Below are 20,926 nucleotides of genomic sequence, written 5' to 3' on the forward strand. Positions count from 1 at the left end.
AGTGGTTGTCATGCAATTCGGCGGTATTGGAACGCGGCATGCAACCAGATCGTTCCATGTGCCGACTTTATGGATTTCGATCGAACGAACCAACCAAAGTGGAGTGCACCTTGGTTCACGCTCAGAATGCGCTCTTGATCCAAAGTCGGTCTGACGAGATCGGGCGATCGCATTCCGACGGTTGGGGGATCGGGTACTACGAGGATGGTTTGGCGTGCGTCGAACGCAGTGCTGCCGCCGCTCACCACGGATTGCATTTCAGCAACACCGCCGAACGGGTGTATTCGTCGACGGTCATTTCGCACGTTCGTCTGGCAACCGTCGGCACGCCCGCGATCGAAAATTGCCATCCGTTTCACTGGGGCAATTGGGTCTTTGCGCACAACGGCACCGTGCAGGGGATCGAAACTTTGCGTCCCGCCATGTTAGGCGAACTGTCACCGACCCATCGCAGTGCGATCCAGGGCAGCACCGATAGTGAGCTGTTGTTTCACTGGTTGATGCAGCGGTTGACCGACAGCGGCGTCGTGTCCGAAACGATTTGCAAGTCGCTTGACGAATCGGCTAGCGTGATCGCCGAGAACTTGTCGCGGCTCGATTCGCGATGCCGCAGCGTGATGCCAGAAAAACCGGCACGGTTGAACACCGTTCTAACCGACGGCCACGTCATGATTGCATCGCGGCTTCGAAACTCGCTTCACTGGACGCACCGCGACGGAGTTCGTGATTGTGAAATCTGTGGCATTCCTCACGTCGATCATCAGATTGGATTTCATTACCGCGCGGTGGTGTTAGCTTCGGAGCCACTGTCACACGAAAAATGGGTGCCCATCCCTGATGGCACGGTCATTTCGATCGACGATGATATCCGGACGCATTCGATCCCGATTCTGGGCATCGAACCGATCCGATCGGAGGCCACATGAACGACTGGTTTCCGATTGTGGATCATGCCTGCTGCCAAATGAGTTCGGATGAACGTGAGTTTGCCGATCGCGTCGCTGTCGATGTCTTGGAACGGCATCCTGAGCTAAAGCTAAGTTCCCTGCTATCGGAATTTCGTGCCACTGAACTGGTACCGGCGCCGTCGCTGCATCTGGATGACCTGAGTGAAATTCGACGGGTTGAAAATTCGGATCAGTCGTTCTTTCAAGAGCGTGCTCGCGTCCGCGCAGGCGACGGTGATTTTTTGGCTACGTCGTGGCATGCTGATGAAACGTACGAGCAATACTGCCGCGGAAGTCTTCATCTGGGCAAAGTCGATCGCATTCATCCCCGCCAAAACGAAGACTTAGAACACAGCGACGGTGTCCATCTTGCCGAGGCGTTGTGGAAGGACCGACGGACGCGGCGTGACCTGATCCGGGCGATTCGCCAGGACGGGTTGCGATACCTGCATCCCCACATGGGGTCGCACGCGGTTTGGCATTTGGCGTTGCTGCTGCACCAAGCCAGTCACCGACCGTTGAAGGTGATCGGTGCACCCCCAGAAGTCACCGTGTTTGCGAACGATAAGGGGCAGTTCACACGATTGGTGCATCGTATGTTTGGCCCGACGGCGACTCCGCCTAGTCACGTGGTTTGGAATACCGCCAACGCGGCCAAGCGGATTCAACAGATTGACGGCGAGGCCTGCTGCGTGGCGCTAAAACTGCCCAATGCCGCCGGTGGTGAGGGCAACTTGGTGCTTTCGATGGAAACGATCCGGAACCATTCGTTGACAGAAGTCGATCGATTGTTGCGGGAACAGTTGCCGCAGCTGCGATACGAAGATGGTGATGAACTGCTGGTCACGACATGGCAGACAGGCGTGATCGCGGCCCCGTCGGCACAGCTTTGGCTGCCGCCCAGCGTCGACAAACAGCCGATTCTAGAAGGCCTTTTTGTTCAACGGATCGAAACGGGGCAAGGACGGTTCACCGGATTTGGGGCCGCCGACATTCCACACGATTTGCGTGCGCGAATGACGCGGCAGTGTCTACAACTAGGACGCGTCTATCAACGTCTGGGATACGTCGGCCGCTGTTCCTTTGATACGGTCCTGGTGGGGCCAGACCTGGAATCTTCCCAGATGCAATTCATCGAATGCAATGGTCGTTGGGGCGGAACATCACTGCCGATGACGTTGATGAATCGAGTATTTGGGGACTGGAAATCCCAGCCCTTTGCGACTCGAACGCTGAAAATACCCGGTTCGCGCAACCTTTCGTTTCAAAACGTTTTGGCAGCCATTGGCAAAGATGTCTACGATCACCGCTTGGAAACCGGCGACGTGATTCTGATGAACCCGCGGCGGATGACGATTCGCGATGAGGTTTCCGTGATCGTGTTGAGATCGGCTTGGACGGACAACCCAGACGATCGATTTGCGGAAATTGCCAATCGAGTGGCCGACTGCGTGGCAGCCGCACCGAAGGGGAAACGTCCGCCTTCGGAAAACGAATCGACGCCCTGATGAAAATCCCCGGCATGTTGCCATGTCTTGGGAACTGACAACACGCTCTCGGCCGATCGGTCTTTGTGGCGATCGATCCATGCGGCGTGCGTGACGCGTGGATGCAACCGTTGATGGTCAGTTTGCCGCAGCAACGTCATCCACTTCGGCGGCGGCTTCGTCCGCGGTCCAGTGATGTCGCGAGATCCAGACGCTGCACGGAGAGTGGCGAAGCACGTATTTCGACGTGCTGCCTAGCAACCATTGTCCCAGCAGACTGTGTCCGGTGTCACCGACGATCACCAAGCCAGCGTTGGATTCCTCTGCCTCGGTCACGATGGCGTCGCCCACGTGAGTGGCAACAGGGGTCTTGGCGTTGGTATGCGGAAAGTGGTCGGCAATTTGGCTGGCCATCCGTTCGGCGGCCTCGTCCAAGCGATCGACCTGCTTGGGGTCCACCGTGATCGGTACGTCGATATAGCCTTCGCCGGCGTACACGATGGGCTGCATCACAACGCTGACAACGTCGATTTCAAGATCACGCGGTAGTTTCCATTCGGTCAACTCTGCCACGGCTTCGCGAGAGGCAATCGATTGGTCGAATCCCAGCACAATCTTTTTGAAATCGCTGCCCGAATCTGGCTTCGATCGCACCACGACAACGGAACACTTGGCGCTGGTCGCAACGCTGTCGGACACGCTGCCCAGTAGAATGCGTCGTACCGCGGAATGTCCCTTTGCACCCATGACGATCAAGTTGGCTTTCAGCGATTCAGCCTTTTCTAAGATCGTGGGCACGGTCGCGCCGGAACCGTGAACCAGCGTCACCGATCGGCAAACACCATCCAACGTCTGCTTGGCGCTGTCCAAAATCGATTGGGTCCGCTTGTTTTCTTGTTCGGTCCATTCCGGCACCCACGGTTGCATCGAGTAGTGGGCTGGGTTGTAAGAAACCGTCATTGCGACCACATCAACGTCGCGGTTTTGGGCCAGCGTTTTCACAAATTGAACGGCATCGTTGGCGGCCTGAGAGCCGTCGATTGGCAAAAGAATCTTCATCTTGGATTTCCTACATTGAATTTGCAAACGGTGCGACGAAACAGTGATTCGCAGTTGTTGTGCCAAGCGGAGGAATGCGAGGGATCAAGTGGACTCGTGCGCGATAGTGCACGCTTCTGGATGTTTTGTGCGTGGGTGCACGGTTATTGGCGAGGGGGGAGGTCCGATTGGGGGGCCACTTTCGCACCGGGCTGGATCGCTTCGGTGGGATGCATCACCAAGACGTCGTCGGGGCTTAGGCCAGCGATGATCTCGGTTTCCATGCCGTTGGATCGGCCGACGTCCACCGTGACCAGTTCCGCCAAGCCCGCGACCACGCGGTAGGCCTGCCATCGTTCGCCATCGCGAAACAGGACTCCGGCGGGGACCTTCAACGCGTCGGTCGGTGTTTCATCGATGATGATTTGGGCTTCGATTCGATAGCCATCGCCGAGTGATTCCCGGTCTTCGAAGGGGCTCACGAAGTCCGCGATCACGTTGACGCGTTTCTCTTCGACGCCAAGTGCCGATACTTTCAGGAATGCCGAGGGTTCGACCAATCGCACGACGGCGTCCAGTGGTGCATCGCCGCCCCAATGTTCAACGATCACGGGGGATCCCGGTTGCACCTTGACCGCATCGGTCGACAACACATCGATGACCAGTTCTAAATCCGTCGGGTCTCCGATGCGGACAACCGGGGTGCCCGATGCGATCACACCCGAGTCTTCGCGGTAGACCTCTAGCACCTTGCCTGAGATGGGAGAAACCAAAGTGAAAAAGTTGTCGTCGTTGGGATCGAATGTGCTTTTGATGTAGCGCACCGTCGCTTCGGCTTGATCGATCTCGTATTGGGCCACCCGTAGGGCTGATTCAGCTGAACGGACATCGGCTCTGGCAAGCCGCAGACGGTTCTCTGCCGCATCGTACTCGGATTGCGAAATGGCTCGATTGGGCAACAGTTTTTGTGCTCTTTCGAATTCTTGCTCTGCCAATTTCAACGCTTCTTCGGCTCGATTCACGACCGTATAGGCTTGCCCGTATGCCGCCGTGGTGACTCGCACCCGTGCCTGTGCCTCGGCACGCGTCCGCGCATCCAACAAAGAGGGGTCGGACGGTTGAATCCGAGCGATCTCGGTCTGGCCCGCCATCACCGGGTCGCCGGCATCCAATTCGACTCGCAACATCTTTCCCGACACGGGTGCTGATAGGACGTACTTTTCACGAATCCGAGTTTCGCCATCATCATTGACCGAGATGGCCAGCGAACCGATCGTCGGCGCAGCGGTTTCGACTTCGATTGGCTGCGGGATGAATCCATAGGCGATCAGGCCACCGATTCCCGCGATGACGATCCACCATCCGATCCTGCTTCCCATTCGTCGCGTCATTCTTTCACCTTCAGCACAGCAACCAAGTCCAACGAGTTCAACATCCGTCGCACATACAGTGCCGACAAACTGGCCGCCGCGATGACCACGACCGTCGAATACGAATATGTCGATCGTTCAATCACCAGTGGGAAACGGTGGGTTTCGGTATCCAGCGCCAAGGTGGTCAGATACGACAAGCCATAGCCGATGGGCAGGCCAACGGGAATCGCCAGCAGCGTGATCACCGCCAGTTCGCCCAACAGCACCAACGACACTTCGTGGCGTCGAAAACCCATCACCCGCAGCGTCGCTAGGTCTCGTGCCCGTTCGGCAAGAATGATGATCGCACAGTTGTAGATCACTCCCAACGCGATCAGTCCCGAGAAAATTCCATTGACGATCCGCATCAGCGAAGTGCTGCCAGCCACGGTTTCGCGAAAACTAGCTTCGGCGGCATGTTTGTCGACCACCCCGGCAATGCTGGGCATCTGTTTGACCTCTCTGTAAAAATCAATCATCTGATCCGAATCGACCGATAGGAAGGCACCGGAATACTGTTGGCTTTCTTCGAGCAGTTGGTGAAGCTGATATCGATTCAGGTACGCCGACGGATCTGTGAAGTTCGGGAACACCTTCGCGATTTCGATTTGGTGGCTGGCTTGTGTGCGGTCAAGGATGTCCAACCAAACGGTTTCGCCAAGTTGTGCGTCTAGCAACTGAGCCATCTTTTCGGAAATGGTCAGCCCCCCTCGGACCGGAAACGAAACGGGCTGTTCATGGTCATCCAAGATTCGGTACAGCGTCGGTTGATCGTCCAGGCCCATCAATCCGACGCGGCGCGATCGAACTCCGTTGCGCAGTCGAACCGGCACCGATCGGTAGGGCTCGGCTGCGGTCACACCCGGCAAGTGCATCACGTCGTGGATCGAACTTTCCGACATGGTGTCAACAAAGGTCAGCATGACATCCTGATGTTGCGACTTCTGGAACTGAAACTGCATCACAAAGTCGATGGTGTTCTGCATGTACGACCCCAGCACCAAAACGGCAACGGCCAATCCCATGCCCAGCACAGCTAGCGTCGTGGCCAGCCGATTGGTTTCCAACCGCCGGACGACCATCCGCCCGACCGGCGAGAGCAGTTTGGACAACCCCGTTCGTTCGGCAATCAGACCGCGATAGTCCTTCGGTGCCGCCGGTCGCATCGCTTCGGCGGGCTGCAGACGAGTTGCCTTGCGAATGGCCGCAAACGTTCCGATCATCGCGGCACCCGCACCGATCCCCACGGCCGCCAACGCGTGTCCCGCTGCAAATTGGTTGTCGACGGTGGGGAAACGAAAGAATTTGACGTATTCGGACGTCATCCACCACGATAGCCGCCAACCGACGGCCCATCCGATCAGCGTTGCGATCGACACCAGCAGCATTACCATTTGGGTGTAGTGCCAGCCGATTTCCCGTGCGCGGTAACCGAACGCCCGCAACGTCGCGATCTGTTCGGTTTGTTGATTGACCAATCGAGTGAAGACGATGTTGCACAGGAACGCCGAAACGGCCAGGAAGATTGCCGGTGTGACGAAGGCCATCGTTTTCATTTGCGCCATCTCGTCGGCGACGCGGCGGTGCGAAATTTGGTCTTCGCGATCGTACGCGCCCGTGCCACCGTACGGTCTGGTCAGGCGGTCGACTTGCAGGATCACTTCGTCGGCGTTGCCACGCGGTTGCAGTTGGATCGACAATTGGTTGAACGCGCCTTCCATGTTGAATGCGGCTTCCATCTGGCGGCGTGGCATCCAGACGACGCCGAAGCGGCGGTCGTCCGTGATCAGCATGCCCGGTTGGACCACGTAGACGAACTCGGGCGACATGCCGATCCCCACGATTCGCAGCGTTTGCTTTCGCCCGCCCATGATGCAGTTCAGCGTGTCGCCGGGACGGAATCCGTGGCCCGCCGCAAACAGTTCGCTGACGATGACTTCGCTGCGGTCCTGGTCCTGTGGAAATCGACCCAGCAACAGATGGATCCCATTCATCGGTGTCGCTTCGCGAGTGTCGATGGACACCAACCGACATGACGCAGGTTCGACCATGTCGGGAATGTCCAACAGTACATCGCGAACGATTCGCGACTGAACATCTTGAACACCGGGAACGTCTCTGACACGCTCGGCCAATGAATGGGGGGCACGCACCAATACGGTGAACAGATCGGCAAAGCGATAATCGCGATAGTATTGATCGCGAGTCCGCTGCAGCGATAGCATCGAACTGTTGGTCATCACGAACAGAGCAATGCCACAGCCAAGCAAGATGCTGATCGCCAGACCTTGCCGCCACATTCGTTTCAAATCCGCCATCAATAGCCGGTTCACCAGACCAGATCCTTGGCTTCTTTGCGCATCGCATTGGTATGGACGTCGGCGATCTGTCCGTCCGACAACGAGATCACACGGTCGGCCATTTCTGCGATCGTCGCGTTGTGTGTGATGACAGCCGTCAACGTGCCCAGTTCGCGATTGATGCGGGCGACTGCCTCGAGTACCACCACGCCGGTTTTAACGTCCAACGCACCGGTGGGTTCGTCGCACAGCAACACGTCGGGGCGCTTGCCAATCGCTCTTGCGATCGCCACGCGTTGTTGTTCACCGCCCGATAGTTGGGATGGATAGTGATCGCGTCGGTCATAGAGTCCGACCAATCGCAATGCTTCGGCGGGGTCCATCGGGTTGCTGGCGATATCGGCGACCAACGACACGTTTTCCTTCGCCGTCAGACTGGCGATCAGGTTGTAGAACTGAAACACGAACCCGACATGTTCGCGGCGGTACTCGGTCAATTCATCCTCGTCGGCGTCGGACAAAGATTGATCGCGGAAAAACACCTCGCCCGCCGTCGGCACATCCAGTCCGCCCAGAATGTTCAACAGTGTGGATTTACCGCTGCCCGACGCACCTAAGATCACAACGAATTCGCCGGCAAACATCGACACGTCGACTCCACGAAGTGCATGCACATCGACTTCGCCCATCCGGTAGACCTTCGTCACGCCGCGAGTGGTGAACACGGTGGTGGGGGAAGTGGGCATCGATGGTGTCGAAAAAAGGGTGGCGCAGTGGGCAGACGAACGCCAACAACAACCGGGATGTCGCAGGATCGGGGATCAAGCGGGTTCTGGATTGCAGCAGGCACTCGCCATCGCAAGCACCCATCATGCCGCTTCGAAAACAACGCGGGTGCAGAACCGCCGAACTGCAAAACGTGCGTAGTTGCACGCAGGCGCGCCCAGAGGACGCAATTTCTACTCGTTGGCGTCATCTACATCGGGCAATCGAGATCGGAATACGACGTGCAATTGAAACAATGGTTTGACTTCGTCCATCCGCACCTTCGAGATCGCATCATGCCAGAATCGCTGCAACACACCCTTCGGCAGCTTCACGAACAGTTGAAAACGCTGGACGAACTGGATCCAACGGAGCGAGAACAGCTCGAAACGGCGGTTCAGGAAATTCAAGACAGCCTAGATCGTTTCGACATCAAGTCGTCTGACTTGGCCAAGCGGTTTCATGAGTCGACCGAGAAGTTTTCTAGCAACTACCCGCACCTAACACAGACCGCAGGTCAGTTCGCCGACATGCTCGCGCAGATGGGAATCTGAGTCGATCGTTCCTCCCACCAGGATTCGTCGAATGAATCACCACGAAATCACCACCGTCCACCGAATCGGACCCAAGCGACTCAGGGCGGTGCTGGCGGTTCCCGAGTCTGCCGTCGGATTGGTTATCTTTGCACATGGCAGCGACAGCAGTTGTGTCAGTCCTCGCAACGAACACATCGCCAGCCGATTGAATCAAGACGGCATTGCGACCCTGCTGTTCGACTTTCTGACAGGGGCAGAGTCCAGTGAACGCGAAAACTCGTTCAAGCCCCCGTTGCTGGCCGATCGTTTGATGGAAGTCATTGCGTGGACTCAGCAACAAAACGCTTTGAATGGGTTGCCGGTGGGCCTGTTCGGGTCGGGCACCGGGATGGCGGCAGTGATCGTGGCGGCGGCCAACCAACCCATCCCATTGCGAGCGATTGTGGGACGCGGCGGGCGGACTGACTTGGTGTCGCGATGGCTGGAACAAGTCACCGTCCCGACATTGTTCATTGTTGGAGAACTGGATCATTCGCTGTTGATCGCCAACCAGATCGCCGCGCATACAGTCAAGGGGGAAAGCCGGTTCCAGGTCATCAACGGTGCCTCGCATCTGTTCTCCGAGGCGGGCAAACTGTCCGAAGTCGCGGAAATCGCAGCCGAATGGTTCGTGACGCACCTCGACGCGACCGCACCAACGTCCGTCCCGCCCGGCTAAGTGTTCAACCGTGCGCTGGTGCGAGGGGCGTCACATCTTGGTCGCTTTCGACCGGAACTGCCAAATGGTATCATTGCGACGACGCGGGGCATCAACGATGCCGCAATCCAAACCATTCGTCGCGGGCCGGGGCATGAAGAACGAGTTGGAAATTTTACTCGTCGAAGACGACCCAGACGCCCAAGCCAATTTGTTCGACATCTTGGAAATGGACGGTCACCAAATCCGAGTGGCCGGCAGCTTTGGCGATGTGCGGGCCAGCGGTCTGCAACCCGATGTGGAACTGGTCATCCTGGATCGACGGTTGCCCGATGGGAACGTCGAAGACGCTTTGCCCGAACTGACGGCTTTGTTGCCGAACGCCGAGTTCATTGTGATCACGGGCTTTGCAGACATCGAAAGCACGATTGCAGCTTTCCGGTTAGGCGTCACCGACTATCTGCTGAAACCCGTTCATCCCGATGTCATCCGCCAAAGCGTCGCGAGACTCGCTCGGCAAAAGCACGTCGAAAGCGAACTGAACCGCGAGCAGCGATTCGCCAACCAGATCCTGGATACTTCCGAAGCACTGATCGTGGTGCTGGATATGGACGGTTGCATCGTGCGTTTCAACCCCCACTTCACTGCGATCACGGGTTGGACGCTGGACGATTTGAAGGGCAAAAGCTACATCGATCACTGCATTCCCGAATCGGAACGGGATCGGCTGCGTCAAGTCTTCCGGGAAACAGCAACTGGCAAACATTCGACCGGTGTCTGCAACGGTGTGCTGACGTCCGACGGACGCATACGGCAATTTCGGTGGTCCGATTCAACGCTGACCGACGAAGATGGCGAGATCACTTCGGTGCTTGCCATCGGAATCGATGTCACGGACGTCGTCGAGGCTCAGAACGCCGCGGCAAGAGACCACCGGCTAGCCGCCATCGGTCAAACCGTCGCCGGGTTGGCTCATGAAAGCCGCAACGCGTTGCATCGAATCAATGCCAGCGTGGAGATCCTAAGGCTCGACATTCCCATCGAATCGGAATCTCGCGAGGAGGTGGATTCGATCGCGCGAGCATCCTCTGAATTGCAGCTCACGTTGGAAGAGGTCCGTCAATACGCTGCGCCGATCCAGTTGCACCGTGAACCCGTGATGCTGCACGAAGTTTGGCGACGCGTCTGGGGGTACCTTGCCAAAACACGCGGACAGCGAGATGCCGAGCTGATCGAGGCACCGGGTTGCTGTGATTGTTTGGTGGACGTTGATGTGATGCGGATGGAACAAGTCTTTCGCAATCTGTTCGAAAACTCACTCGCCGCTTGCGATGATCCCGTTTGCATTCAAGTCGACTGTAAATGCGATGATCAGGGAACGGTTCAGTTGGACATTCGCGACAATGGCCCAGGATTGTGCGCCGAGCAACGCCAAAAGTTGTTCGAACCGTTTTATACGACGAAGTCGCGTGGGACTGGCTTAGGAATGTCGATCGTTCAGCGAATCATTGATGCACACCATGGCGATATCCAGGTCGGTGAACCCACCGATCGCGGTGCCCGTTTTTTGATTCGTTTGGGAAAACAAAAAGCGGTCTTCGCAAGCTCAAGTTGGCAGGAAGCGGCAGCCGATGCGTGATCACGAACAACAGGCCGTGCTGGCAACGGTTCTAAGAACAGCCGTCGACGCCATCGTCATCATCGACCAGCGCGGGACGATCGAATCGGTCAACCCGGCAACCGAGCGGTTGTTCGGGTATTCCGCCGACGAAATGCTCGACCAGAACGTCAAGATGCTGATGCCGTCGCCGTATCAAGAAGAGCACGACGGGTACCTCGATCGCTATCACAAAACAGGCGAGCGGCGGATCATCGGGATCGGTCGGCAGGTGATGGGCAAGCGAAAAGATGGCAGCACATTTCCGCTGCATCTAGCCGTCAGCGAAGTCGATGTTGGGCAGCGAAAATTGTTTGCGGGCATCATTCGCGACATCAGCGATCTGAAAGCCGTGGAAGACGAACTGAAACAGCTAAACGCGACTCTGGATCAGCGTGTCAAAGATCAGGCCGATCAGCTGTATCAAGCTCAATGTGATCTGCAAGAAAAGGAGCGGTTCGCGATGCTTGGCCGAATCTCGGGCGGCATTGCTCACGAGATCCGTAACCCGTTGAACGCGATGAAGACGTCTGCGTATTACCTGCTGAATGCGAAATCACCCTCGCAAGCCAAGGTCCACGAACATCTGACTCGCATCGATCGGCAAGTCACTGTCATCGACAGTGCAGTGACGGCGCTGTCCGATTTGGCGAGGCTTCCCGAACCCAACGCCACGGCAATCGACGTCGCTGCCATGTTGGACGAAATTCTTTGCGATAAGAAACTGCCTGACGACATTGAGGTCGAACAGGACTTCCCGGATGATCTTCCGCTCGCGTTGGCGGATCAGAAGCAGTTGCCCATTGTGTTCAGCAATCTGATCTCGAATGCCAGGGATGCGATGCCCGACGGCGGCGTCCTTCGATTATCCGTTCGGTCCGAAGGGCAACAAATGTTGGTAACCGTGTGCGACAGCGGAACCGGGATGGCACCCGAAGTTCTCGATCGAATCAGCGAACCATTCTTTTCAACCAAAGCCCGGGGGATGGGATTGGGCATGGCCATCACGGTCGCCATTCTGGAAAAGAACCGTTGCCAAATGCAGATGGAATCCGCTGTTGGCAAGGGCACAACCTTTTGTATCGCGATACCACTTGCCGGAGACATCGCGTGAACGGAAAGCGCGTGTTGATCGTCGATGACGATGTGGATATTTGTTCCAACATCAAGGATATCTTGGATGACTTGGGCTATTGCACCGATGTGGCCTACGATGGTCCGGCGGCACTCCGTTTGGTCCGCTGCAACCCGTACGACGTGGCCGTGTTGGACTTTTCCATGCCCGGCATGGACGGTGCGACGGTGCACCATGAAATGATCAAGCTGCGACCGGAAATCGCTGCCATCATGGTAACCGCCCACGCAGACGGCGACGGTGCCCAACGGGCTCGCGATGGCGGTATCCAGCAGTTGCTTCGTAAACCGGTCGACCTTGGCGAACTGTTGCCGTTGATCGATCAATTAGCGAATTCACCGATCGTTCTGGTCGTCGATGATGATCCGGAGTTCTGTCAAACGCTATCGCAGGTGTTGCGAGAACGATCTTATCGTGTGTGCATGGCGCACAACAAAGAAGACGGCGTCTCGAAGGCTGTTGGTGCGAATTACCAGGTCGCGTTGATTGACCTCAGCCTTTGCAATGGAGCAACCGATGGCTGCGAGGTGCTCCGGCAAGTGTTGCAAGTCAATCCATCGGCACGCACCATCCTGATCACGGGCTATCGTGACGAAGCCGACCAAGTGTTGGACGGATTAAGGGCAAACGGATTGGCCGACGTCTGTTACAAACCACTGGATTTGGGCGTTCTGATCGACATGATCGATCGCCATCACTGATCCGCATGACTGATTGGCGATTTTCTTAAACCGCTCTACTGGGTCGTCATCGATGGATGCCGCTGCGCCGCGGATTGATCGTTCCCGGCATCGGTGTTGCCCATCATTGCGTTTGGCGAATTCGTGACCGGTGGATTCGTTTGCCGCGTGTTGTGAACGATCGTAGCGAAGTCGGCGGCAAAGGTATCGACCGCGTCCCAATTGGTGAATTCGTAGTCGCGATCCATTTCGGTCTGGCGGCCCGACTTGTCCGCGATCCAGTGCATCAGCCGTTTCTTGAACCATCCGTATTTGGAATAGCGAAGCGAGCCGGCAAAACAGGCACGTAGTGAAGGCTCGAATTCGGCTTCTTGCAGAAACTGGTCGGCCAGCATTTGGACTTCGGCGCGATCCTTGTAGTGTTCGCTGACGATCCCCAGGCTGACGGAGAAGAACGCCGTCGGGATTTCAGTGAGTCGTTGTCGGTTTTCGCCGATACACCATGCGATCCGTGGGTCATGTTCGGCGAAGTGCAGCGACGATCCCAGCACCACCGCATCATAGGATTCGACTGCCAACGGGTAGACGTCGTTCCGCGCGACGTCAAAGGTGTCCGTCGGCACACCGTGCTGCGTCAGTGTTTTCGCGATCCGATGGGCAATCCGTTCGGTTTGTCCTTCGCAAGTGGCGTAGATGATAATCGCACGCATGGAATTTGGCCTTTGACGCAGAGTTTGGTGGTGGTGATTCAATTACTGGCAGACGCGGATCTGATTTCGAATCTGCATTCCAATCGCCAGCGGCCGCACCGATTCCTGGGCGATCTGTTTCAGGTAGTAAGACGGAACACGGCCCTGCAAAACGATCCATCCGTCCATCGCCTTGGCATGGACGTCGGCCAAGCCACGACGACCGACTCGGCGGATCTGAGCTTCGACGGCCTGTGATTTTTCGTCCAACGAATCTGGCTGTGTGCGGCCGACCGAAACCGGGACCAGATGTTCCGCCCGACTAGAAGGGGTTTGTGTCATTTCCACGTTACGACCCTTGGGTGAATGTTGAAAAAGATTGAAACCTTCGATTCCTACAACCGACAAAATGCGAACAGCGTGCCGAAGAACGTTTGGAATTTCTCGGCACCGATGCAAATCTGGCACTCGCTGTGCATTCGTAGTGGAAACGCAAGGAAGCGTTCACCGATGGCGAGATTCAATATGCAGACAAATACCAACCCATTGCGGCGAAATCGACTGGCTGACTTGCTGATGCAAACATCGCCTGCGGCGATCGTTTTGACCGATTCCCGGGGAATCATCGAGGCCATGAACGATGTCGGCGAGCAGTCGTTTGGCTATCAAGAGACGGAATTGTTGGGGCAGCCGATCGATTTGATTTTCCCAGGCGATTCGTCCAGTGCCGATGCGTCACACTGTGCGTGCATTTTGTCACAACTGGGCGATCCCGACCCCTCGAAGATCCTGTTTCTTGGCGCTCGCCGCAAAGATGGATCGACCTTGCCGACGCAGGTAACGCTGCACGCTTTGACCACCCCCAGCGGGGAATCACGGCTTGCCAATGTGATCGACCTGACCGACGAAACGCAGCACCCCGCGGCGGCTCGTCGCTGTATATCGAATCACGAAAAGCGGATTCAGGGCGAGCGTTTGGCGGCCGTGTTGCAGATGGTGTCCGGCCTGGCGCACGAATCACGCAATGCTCTCCAACGGGCTCAATCCTGCCTAGACCTTTTGCAGTTGGACCTGGTCGGGAAATCGGATCTGTTGGACCTGACGGACCGCATCGGGGATGCATTGAAGGATATTCATCGCAACTACGAAGAAGTCAAAAACTATGCTGCCCCCATCACGCTCGTGCGAACGACCGTGGATCTGGGACAGATTTGCCAAGACGCATTCGCTGAACTGATTGAATCCCTTGGCACCGATGTCCCGCGATTGGCCGTGCAAAGCAACAATCGTTGCCAAGACGTCAAATTGGATGCCGACCGAATTCGCAGTGTTTTGCGTCATCTGTTGGAGAACGCCATTCAGGCCAGTCCAGCTGATAGCGTGATCGAATTTGAATTCGACTGCACCGGTACCAGCGACGAGGGGGAACTTCAGATCCGTGTACGGGATCACGGCGAAGGCCTGACCGCCGAAGTGGAGACCCGCATGTTCGAGCCATTCTTCACCACCAAAACGAAGGGCACCGGTCTAGGGCTGGCCGTCTGCCGCCGAATCGTCGAGGCACACCGCGGAAGCATCCAAGCGGTCAACCACTGCGGCGGCGGCACGCAGGTGACCATCCGGATCCCACGCGGTCGCGTCCCCTAGGCGTGAAAGTAGGCGATCCCCCCACTTCGGCGGTGATCCTCTTTGGCCAGGTTTACAGTTGTCTCGACGCGACGTGACCGTTCGCTCGGTTGCATGGGATGCGTCACGCCGGATGCCGTGCCGGTACCATGGTCGTTCGGCACGCAGATGGTGGTAGGATGACAAGGCATGCGCGCCCGTGACCAAGCTGGATGATGGGGCCTGTCTCGCCGAACCTACTGGGACAATGATCGATCCGCTTCAGTATCTTGATCTTGATGTTTCGCCCGAGGCGTTATTGATTCCGGCGGCGCTGCTGTTCATCCACTCGCTAGCGGTGGTTTCGGCCTTCCATTCGTTGCTGCACGTCCGCACTTCACAAGCCGCGATCGCTTGGGTGGTGGGGCTGGTCACCATCCCCTACGTGACGTTGCCACTGTATTGGATGTTTTCTCGCCATCGATTCGAGGGCTATCGAGAGGCGATTCGAGAGGTCGGGGATCAGCATCAACATTCCGTGACGGCGATTCGTCGTGAACTGTTTACCGAGCAGGCCGATCGCCCCACGCTGTCTGCGTCGTCGCTATCACTCGTCGCCAGTGTGCTGGAGACACCGATCAGTGCCGGCAACGAATTTCGTTTGCTGATCGATGGGAAAGCGTTCTTTGATGCGATGTTGATGCAGATTCAGTCGGCGGAACGATACGTTTACGCTTCTTTCTACATCATCCGCGATGACCAGATCGGCAATCAGTTCGCAGACGCGCTGATCCAACGGGCCAGGGCGGGGGTGACGGTTCGGCTGTTGTATGACGAGGTGGGGTGCCTGCGGTTGTCCAACGGTTACCTGCGTCGCCTCGTTGACGCCGGTGTGGATGTGCATTCTTTCAATACTCGCCAAGGGTGGGTGAACCGTTTCCAAGTCAACTTTCGCAATCACCGCAAACTGCTTGTCGTTGACGGCAAACGAGCCATCGTTGGCGGTTTGAACGTGGGCGATGAATATCTTGGCGACGTGCCTTCGATGTCGCCTTGGCGGGACACCAGTGTCGAGGTGGTCGGCAACCTGACTCGAAAAATTCAAGCGGTCTTTGCTGGTGACTACTACTGGGCGGCAAGGTCCAACTTGCCCGAGGCGGATTGGCAGTGGGACCCTGATCACGACGTTCCGGATCCCCAGGATGTATCGGACGCAGGGGACACGCAAGGATTGGCCGTCGCATGTGCAACTGGGCCGGCCGATCATCGCCCGCGGGCGGTGATGATGTTCGCAGCAGCGATCGGCGCGGCAAAGGAACGACTTTGGATCAGCACACCGTACTTGGTCCCGGATGATGCGTTGTTGGTCGCGCTGGCGATGGCCAAGTCACGCGGAGTCGATGTGCGATTGTTGATCCCCACGGTTGCCGATCAATGGGCCGTCTATTTGGCCGGGTTCTATTATGAACGTGAGTTGGCGGAGATCGGCGTCCCGGTATTCCGATATACCGAAGGCATGCTTCACCAGAAATGCGTGCTCGTGGACGACTCGCTGGCGTTGATCGGTTCGACCAACTTTGACAACCGATCCCTCTACCTGAACTTCGAACTGCTGATCGCGATCGCGGATCGCCCATTCGTTTCGAAGGTCGCAGCGATGCTGGATCAAGATTTCGACAATGCGAAGCATAGCAACCAGTCCGGTCGGCCCCTGCGTCCGTGGTTTGCACGTGCTGGAACAGCGGTTGCGCGTCTGTTCAGTCCGGTGTTGTGATTCGGACGTCGGTGACGATTGTCCAAGTTGGCACTTCGATTGCAGTGTATTGCGGGATCACAAAAGGAATCATCTGCAATGAAGAAAGTCATCCTGGCCACAGACGGATCGGAGCTTGCTGAAGATGCCGCCAAATTTTTGGCTCATCTGCCGCATTCCGAACAAGTCGAACTGATCGTGTTGACGGTCATCCCATCGCCACACGTCAATCCTGCCTATCCGTTGTCGGATTGGGAATTCAAGGTTGTCGAAGGCGAGAAGGCGCTTGCCAACGAAACTTTTCACAAGGTCGAAAAGATATTCGAAGGTGCCAACGTCCAACTTGGACACGTCGTGCGGGAAGGGGACCCAGGCGATTGCATCGTCCACTTTGCGACCGAGCAGCGGGCTGACTTGATCGTCATGGGCGCGCGAGGGAAATCGGCGATCCGACGAATGTTGTTGGGAAGCACAAGCGATTTTGTTGCCACACATGCCCATTGCAGCGTGCTGGTCGTTCGCCCCCGCAGCGGTGGCGATTCCGGCAGCCCGCTGCGTATCGTCATTGGTTTCCAACAGACCGGACCATCGCAAGCCGCGGTGGAAGAGTTCGCGGAAACCCATTGGGGCCAACAGTCAGAAGTGGACGTCGTCTGTGTTGTCTCGTCCATGCTTGATTCCGATGATCTGCGTGGCGAAGCCCAAGCGTCCGCGCAAACAGCGGTCGATCGACTTCGCAATTCATCGCCTCGATCCACCGCTCGCATCGTCGAAAGCGACCACGTGGGCGAGGGGTTGGTTGTCTTTGCAGAAGACCACCAATGTGATTTGGTCGTGGTGGGCGAAACGCACCGCAGCTTTCTAGGACGGCTGTTGATTGGCAGCGTGACAAGTTTTGTACTGCGTCACTCGCCTTGCAGCGTTTGGGTCACACGCAATCGAATCCCCGAGAAGTCGCCCGCGCCGACGCGGCACGGGTGAACGTCTGAATCGACGTTGTGCCAGCGGGATGCGGATGGGTGTGCTGAAGCCGCACACTCGTCAACGATTTCTGTCTTTTTCCGCTCGGCACTGAAGTTGCATTACCCCAATGAACCGCCGCACTGCTCGGCGCCCGCCTGCAAATAAAGTTCAACCAAACAATCAAAGGCAAAACGATGAAAGATCCATTTGTACTGTCCGAATGGGACCGGCTATGCGATCGCCTTCGGAAATGCGCCGAGTCGATCGCCAGGGATGTCGACGAGAAGGCCGAATTCCTGCGTCAATCGGATCAGTTTGCTCAGCAGTCACCCCCACAACGCTATCGCGATCTGCTGGAACGAACGGCCGCAGCGTCAAGGCTTGCTGTGCAGTGGCAAGATGAGCGGGCCGTCGGATTTAAGCATGAGGAAGAAATGATCGACGAAGCATCGGACGAAAGTTTTCCCGCCAGCGACCCGCCGACTTTCACGCACGCTCACGCCTAGCTGCCACACGGTATTTGACAGTTCCACTCAAGCGACTGTAGCCATCGCGTCGATCCGAAAGGGCAATGGGGACTCAATGCGGACCGCCGTGACGTCATCGCGATCGTCACTCGGCATTTGCCTCTCTTGGACTTGGAACGACGTATCTGGACGTTGCGCACTCGCGCTGTCACCCTGTGTTCGTATGCACAAGTGCATGCCGTGAACCGGGCGGAATACCAACTGAGTCACGGATGACCTGTTTCGGCACAGGCATTGCAAGAGAGACGGTGATCATCCTTTTGGTTTCCAGTCAAACTGAACTCAACACCATTGGTTTTGCGAATGAATGCCCTGCTTGAGCTTGAACGCAGAAAAGATGAGTGTCGATTGGCCGCACGTGGCCGCGAACAAAGAATCCAGCAGCGTGTTCGAGCCGAGTTGTCGATCCATCAACCGTCGGCTCTGCGCAGTGTGACCTGCCGATATCAGCGTGGGATGCTGCAACTTCGTGGCGAAGTCGACTGTGACTATCTGAAACAGTTGGCCCAAGAGTACGCTCGCCGTGTGGACGGAGTCACCCACGTCGTCAACAGCATTCACGTCATCGACCCATCGGAAACGGTCTCGACGACATCTTTCTGATCGCGGGAAGCGTTTCGAACGCTTGATCCTGAACCCGGCGGTTACACCCTGATCCACGGTTGCGTCTGCAGCGGTCACGATTCCGATGCACCGGCGACGTCGACTTTTCGGGTAATCGCGATTGGAGCGGTTCGTGTTGTAACGGCGATGCCGGTTACCGCACTCAGAATCACCCGGCTGAAACATTCCTGGCGGGTGTGACGATAAGCAGGAATATCGCGAACTGTCGTTGAAATTCGGTCCTGCCGTGTGCAGGGCGAAGCGGCATCGAACTACCACCACCTGCGTCGTCCAGGATCTCACGAATGCATTCACGTTATCAAAGTACCGTTGCTGCATTGCTGGTCGGCGTTACCGGATGTGCTGGTTCCAGTGCCCATCGTATGGCGATGAATCCAACGTCTAGCGGGCCAGTCGCCGCAACCCAGCAGCAGATCCACGATGTCGAAACCGCGGATCTTTTGTCGCCAGTTAGCCTGGTCGGTTTTGCCGACGATTCATCGGCCGGCAACACCACCGCGTCAGATTCGGGATCGCTTGGGGAAGCGGGGCTGAATGGTGCGAATCGGGTTGGTGAACAGGAACCGATGCCAATCGTGATCGACAGCACTCCATTCGTATCATCGGGCGGCGAATCACTGCAAGACGCGTGGGCGATGGCGGTCGCGGTCGATCAAAAACTGCAATCCAAAGCCAATGTGACCGGGGCCGCCGTCTACGCTCACCAAGCAGCCAAGTCGGCGCGAAACCCATCGCTGCGGACCTTCAATTCCTACACGGCACTGGATCGAGAGCCTGGGATTGGTGTCAACATTCCTGGACTCTCGTCACTCGGGTTTGGTTCACTTCCGATTGGCGAGAAAGACTTCTTTTCCTCCGCGACGCTGGCATCGGTCCCCCTGTACACCAGCGGGCGTATCAGCAGCACGATCGACGCGACTTGTTCCAATGTGCACGCATCGCGATTCGATGAACGTTCCGAAACGCACGACCTGAAGATGGAAGTTGCCCAGGCGTACGTGGGTGTGTTGAAAGCCGAAAAGTTAGTCGAGGTTGCTCGCTTGAGCGTCACCACACTTGAAAAGCACCTCGTGGACGTCAGCGACTTGTTCGACGAGGGCGTGGTCGCTAACAGCGATGTACTTGCCGTCAAGACAACCCTTTCCGGAGCTCGCGACAAGTATCTGCAAGCGAGCAACGGACTGGATCTTGCCAGTGCCGCCTACAATCGGTTGATCGGACGGAATCTGGATGCACCCGTATCGCTTGCCGAACTGACGACTTCGCAACCGACCAGCTCCGAAATTGCGGTTTCTGGACTACCCATTCAGGCTGGTCCGGATGAACTGGTCGCGATCGCTACGGCGCAACGATCGGAATTGCAGTCCGTTGCCCACAAATCCAACGCGCTTCGTCATCAAGCGAAACGCGAACTCGCGGCGCTCGGACCGCAGGTTGGTGCTGCTGGTGGTTACAGTTTTCTGGAGAACGATAACTTAACTCACGAAGGATTTTGGTCCGCCTCGCTGCTGGCCGAATGGACCGTGTTTGACGGTGGAGTCGCTCGCAATAAGGCAGCCTCGCTGAGGCAACAGGCATCGGCGCTGGCTCGGTTGAAACGCGACTTGGAAAGCCGGATCGCACTGCAAGTGCGGCAAGCTTGGCTGAACCTGCAGAATGCGAATGATCGAATCAAAGTCGCCGAAGTGTCAGTCGAACAGGCCGAAGAGAATCTGAAAGTCGCTCTCGATCGCTACCGAAAAGAGGTTGGGACGAACACCGAGGTGCTCGACGCGCAAACGTTGTTGGCGGAAACTCGCAACAACTATTTCGCAGCCACCTACGATGCCACGCTCGCCCGCGTGACGCTCGATCGTGCGACCGGCAGTCTGTAGCCGTCTTTCCGCTCTGAATGACCGGGCAAATACGCTCATTGCCCGCATGTGGGCGGCGGTGTTTCCTCGTGTCGGCGAAAAGCCGCCATAACGTGTGCGGTAGTGACCCTGATTGCCCCATGGTGACAACGGCACGCGTTCTGCATCAGACGGTCATTGTTCGTCGTACTCGGACCAGACCAGTGCATCATTCGTTGTTGGACTTCTTTGGGGGGGAGTCGATTCTGTGAACGATCC

At 56.9% G+C, this 20,926-nt stretch carries 19 protein-coding genes; 13 read left to right on the forward strand and 6 right to left on the reverse strand.

Annotated elements, in window-relative coordinates; genetic code table 11:
• Positions 1–38: 38 nt before the first annotated feature.
• Complete coding sequence (locus K227x_RS02255; RefSeq protein ID WP_218933711.1) at positions 39–926, forward strand: class II glutamine amidotransferase; 888 nt, start codon at positions 39–41, stop codon at positions 924–926.
• Positions 923–2,455, forward strand: a complete 1,533-nt coding sequence (locus K227x_RS02260; RefSeq protein ID WP_145167879.1) for a hypothetical protein — start codon at positions 923–925, stop codon at positions 2,453–2,455. The genes K227x_RS02255 and K227x_RS02260 overlap by 4 nt, the downstream gene beginning before the upstream one ends.
• A 117-nt stretch (positions 2,456–2,572) precedes the next feature.
• On the opposite strand, the gene K227x_RS02265 is transcribed toward K227x_RS02260, so the two are convergent.
• The 4 genes from K227x_RS02265 to K227x_RS02280 all read right to left on the reverse strand — a co-directional run bounded on the left by K227x_RS02265 (position 2,573) and on the right by K227x_RS02280 (position 7,930).
• The gene (locus tag K227x_RS02265; RefSeq protein WP_145167880.1) at positions 2,573–3,493 is read right to left on the reverse strand and encodes a universal stress protein; all 921 of its coding nucleotides are present in this window, start codon (positions 3,491–3,493) and stop codon (positions 2,573–2,575) included.
• Between the two features lie 143 nt (positions 3,494–3,636).
• Positions 3,637–4,863 (reverse strand): efflux RND transporter periplasmic adaptor subunit, encoded by a 1,227-nt coding sequence (locus K227x_RS02270; RefSeq protein WP_145167881.1) that lies wholly within the window; start codon positions 4,861–4,863, stop codon positions 3,637–3,639.
• Positions 4,860–7,217, reverse strand: coding sequence for an ABC transporter permease (locus K227x_RS02275; RefSeq protein ID WP_145167882.1), 2,358 nt, complete (start codon positions 7,215–7,217; stop codon positions 4,860–4,862). Before K227x_RS02275 ends, K227x_RS02270 begins: the two co-directional genes overlap by 4 nt.
• Entirely contained in the window at positions 7,214–7,930 is a 717-nt protein-coding gene (locus tag K227x_RS02280) for an ABC transporter ATP-binding protein (RefSeq protein WP_145167883.1), read from the reverse strand. The genes K227x_RS02275 and K227x_RS02280 overlap by 4 nt, the downstream gene beginning before the upstream one ends.
• A 315-nt stretch (positions 7,931–8,245) precedes the next feature.
• Between K227x_RS02280 and K227x_RS02285 the strand changes: the two genes are divergently transcribed.
• The 5 genes from K227x_RS02285 (at position 8,246) to K227x_RS02305 (ending at position 12,675) form a co-directional block, all read left to right on the forward strand.
• Positions 8,246–8,503, forward strand: a complete 258-nt coding sequence (locus tag K227x_RS02285) for a DUF4404 family protein (RefSeq protein ID WP_145177129.1) — start codon at positions 8,246–8,248, stop codon at positions 8,501–8,503.
• Positions 8,504–8,534: 31 nt separating this feature from the next.
• Positions 8,535–9,203 carry a dienelactone hydrolase family protein gene (locus K227x_RS02290; RefSeq protein ID WP_145167884.1) on the forward strand — a complete coding sequence of 223 codons (669 nt, stop codon included), beginning with the start codon at positions 8,535–8,537 and terminating at the stop codon, positions 9,201–9,203.
• A gap of 97 nt (positions 9,204–9,300) precedes the next feature.
• Entirely contained in the window at positions 9,301–10,821 is a 1,521-nt protein-coding gene (locus tag K227x_RS02295) for an ATP-binding protein (protein WP_246146451.1), read from the forward strand.
• Positions 10,814–11,953, forward strand: a complete 1,140-nt coding sequence (locus K227x_RS02300) for a two-component system sensor histidine kinase NtrB (RefSeq protein ID WP_145167886.1) — start codon at positions 10,814–10,816, stop codon at positions 11,951–11,953. Before K227x_RS02295 ends, K227x_RS02300 begins: the two co-directional genes overlap by 8 nt.
• Entirely contained in the window at positions 11,950–12,675 is a 726-nt protein-coding gene (locus K227x_RS02305) for a response regulator (RefSeq protein WP_145167887.1), read from the forward strand. Before K227x_RS02300 ends, K227x_RS02305 begins: the two co-directional genes overlap by 4 nt.
• A gap of 35 nt (positions 12,676–12,710) precedes the next feature.
• Here the strand turns inward: K227x_RS02305 and K227x_RS02310 are convergent, their stop codons facing one another.
• Both K227x_RS02310 and K227x_RS02315 read right to left on the reverse strand, forming a co-directional pair.
• On the reverse strand, positions 12,711–13,364 hold the full coding sequence (locus K227x_RS02310; RefSeq protein WP_145167888.1) for a flavodoxin domain-containing protein: 654 nt from the start codon (positions 13,362–13,364) through the stop codon (positions 12,711–12,713).
• A 42-nt stretch (positions 13,365–13,406) separates the two neighbouring features.
• Complete coding sequence (locus K227x_RS02315; RefSeq protein WP_145167889.1) at positions 13,407–13,685, reverse strand: BON domain-containing protein; 279 nt, start codon at positions 13,683–13,685, stop codon at positions 13,407–13,409.
• A gap of 24 nt (positions 13,686–13,709) precedes the next feature.
• Between K227x_RS02315 and K227x_RS02320 the strand changes: the two genes are divergently transcribed.
• The 6 genes from K227x_RS02320 to K227x_RS02345 all read left to right on the forward strand — a co-directional run bounded on the left by K227x_RS02320 (position 13,710) and on the right by K227x_RS02345 (position 20,689).
• Complete coding sequence (locus tag K227x_RS02320; protein ID WP_145167890.1) at positions 13,710–14,990, forward strand: sensor histidine kinase; 1,281 nt, start codon at positions 13,710–13,712, stop codon at positions 14,988–14,990.
• Positions 14,991–15,216: 226 nt separating this feature from the next.
• Positions 15,217–16,722, forward strand: a complete 1,506-nt coding sequence (gene cls, locus K227x_RS02325; protein ID WP_145167891.1) for a cardiolipin synthase — start codon at positions 15,217–15,219, stop codon at positions 16,720–16,722.
• Positions 16,723–16,800: 78 nt separating this feature from the next.
• Positions 16,801–17,682 (forward strand): universal stress protein, encoded by an 882-nt coding sequence (locus K227x_RS02330; protein WP_145167892.1) that lies wholly within the window; start codon positions 16,801–16,803, stop codon positions 17,680–17,682.
• A gap of 176 nt (positions 17,683–17,858) precedes the next feature.
• Entirely contained in the window at positions 17,859–18,170 is a 312-nt protein-coding gene (locus K227x_RS02335) for a hypothetical protein (protein WP_145167893.1), read from the forward strand.
• 324 nt (positions 18,171–18,494) lie between these two features.
• Complete coding sequence (locus K227x_RS02340; RefSeq protein ID WP_145167894.1) at positions 18,495–18,794, forward strand: BON domain-containing protein; 300 nt, start codon at positions 18,495–18,497, stop codon at positions 18,792–18,794.
• Between the two features lie 305 nt (positions 18,795–19,099).
• Positions 19,100–20,689: a TolC family protein gene (locus tag K227x_RS02345; RefSeq protein WP_145167895.1), complete on the forward strand. Its 1,590-nt coding sequence runs from the start codon at positions 19,100–19,102 to the stop codon at positions 20,687–20,689.
• The last annotated feature ends 237 nt before the right edge of the window (positions 20,690–20,926 follow it).

It is taken from the genome of Rubripirellula lacrimiformis, assembly GCF_007741535.1.
GTDB classification, from domain to species: domain Bacteria; phylum Planctomycetota; class Planctomycetia; order Pirellulales; family Pirellulaceae; genus Rubripirellula; species Rubripirellula lacrimiformis.

Coding starts and splice junctions, on each gene's coding strand:
- K227x_RS02255 (WP_218933711.1), top strand. CDS start 39: ATGCAACCAGATCGTTCCATGTGCCGACTTTATGGATTTCGATCGAAC.
- K227x_RS02260 (WP_145167879.1), top strand. CDS start 923: ATGAACGACTGGTTTCCGATTGTGGATCATGCCTGCTGCCAAATGAGT.
- K227x_RS02265 (WP_145167880.1), bottom strand. CDS start 3,493: ATGAAGATTCTTTTGCCAATCGACGGCTCTCAGGCCGCCAACGATGCC.
- K227x_RS02270 (WP_145167881.1), bottom strand. CDS start 4,863: ATGACGCGACGAATGGGAAGCAGGATCGGATGGTGGATCGTCATCGCG.
- K227x_RS02280 (WP_145167883.1), bottom strand. CDS start 7,930: ATGCCCACTTCCCCCACCACCGTGTTCACCACTCGCGGCGTGACGAAG.
- K227x_RS02285 (WP_145177129.1), top strand. CDS start 8,246: ATGCCAGAATCGCTGCAACACACCCTTCGGCAGCTTCACGAACAGTTG.
- K227x_RS02290 (WP_145167884.1), top strand. CDS start 8,535: ATGAATCACCACGAAATCACCACCGTCCACCGAATCGGACCCAAGCGA.
- K227x_RS02295 (WP_246146451.1), top strand. CDS start 9,301: ATGCCGCAATCCAAACCATTCGTCGCGGGCCGGGGCATGAAGAACGAG.
- K227x_RS02300 (WP_145167886.1), top strand. CDS start 10,814: ATGCGTGATCACGAACAACAGGCCGTGCTGGCAACGGTTCTAAGAACA.
- K227x_RS02310 (WP_145167888.1), bottom strand. CDS start 13,364: ATGCGTGCGATTATCATCTACGCCACTTGCGAAGGACAAACCGAACGG.
- K227x_RS02315 (WP_145167889.1), bottom strand. CDS start 13,685: ATGACACAAACCCCTTCTAGTCGGGCGGAACATCTGGTCCCGGTTTCG.
- K227x_RS02320 (WP_145167890.1), top strand. CDS start 13,710: ATGTTGAAAAAGATTGAAACCTTCGATTCCTACAACCGACAAAATGCG.
- cls (WP_145167891.1), top strand. CDS start 15,217: ATGATCGATCCGCTTCAGTATCTTGATCTTGATGTTTCGCCCGAGGCG.
- K227x_RS02330 (WP_145167892.1), top strand. CDS start 16,801: ATGAAGAAAGTCATCCTGGCCACAGACGGATCGGAGCTTGCTGAAGAT.
- K227x_RS02335 (WP_145167893.1), top strand. CDS start 17,859: ATGAAAGATCCATTTGTACTGTCCGAATGGGACCGGCTATGCGATCGC.
- K227x_RS02340 (WP_145167894.1), top strand. CDS start 18,495: ATGAATGCCCTGCTTGAGCTTGAACGCAGAAAAGATGAGTGTCGATTG.
- K227x_RS02345 (WP_145167895.1), top strand. CDS start 19,100: ATGCATTCACGTTATCAAAGTACCGTTGCTGCATTGCTGGTCGGCGTT.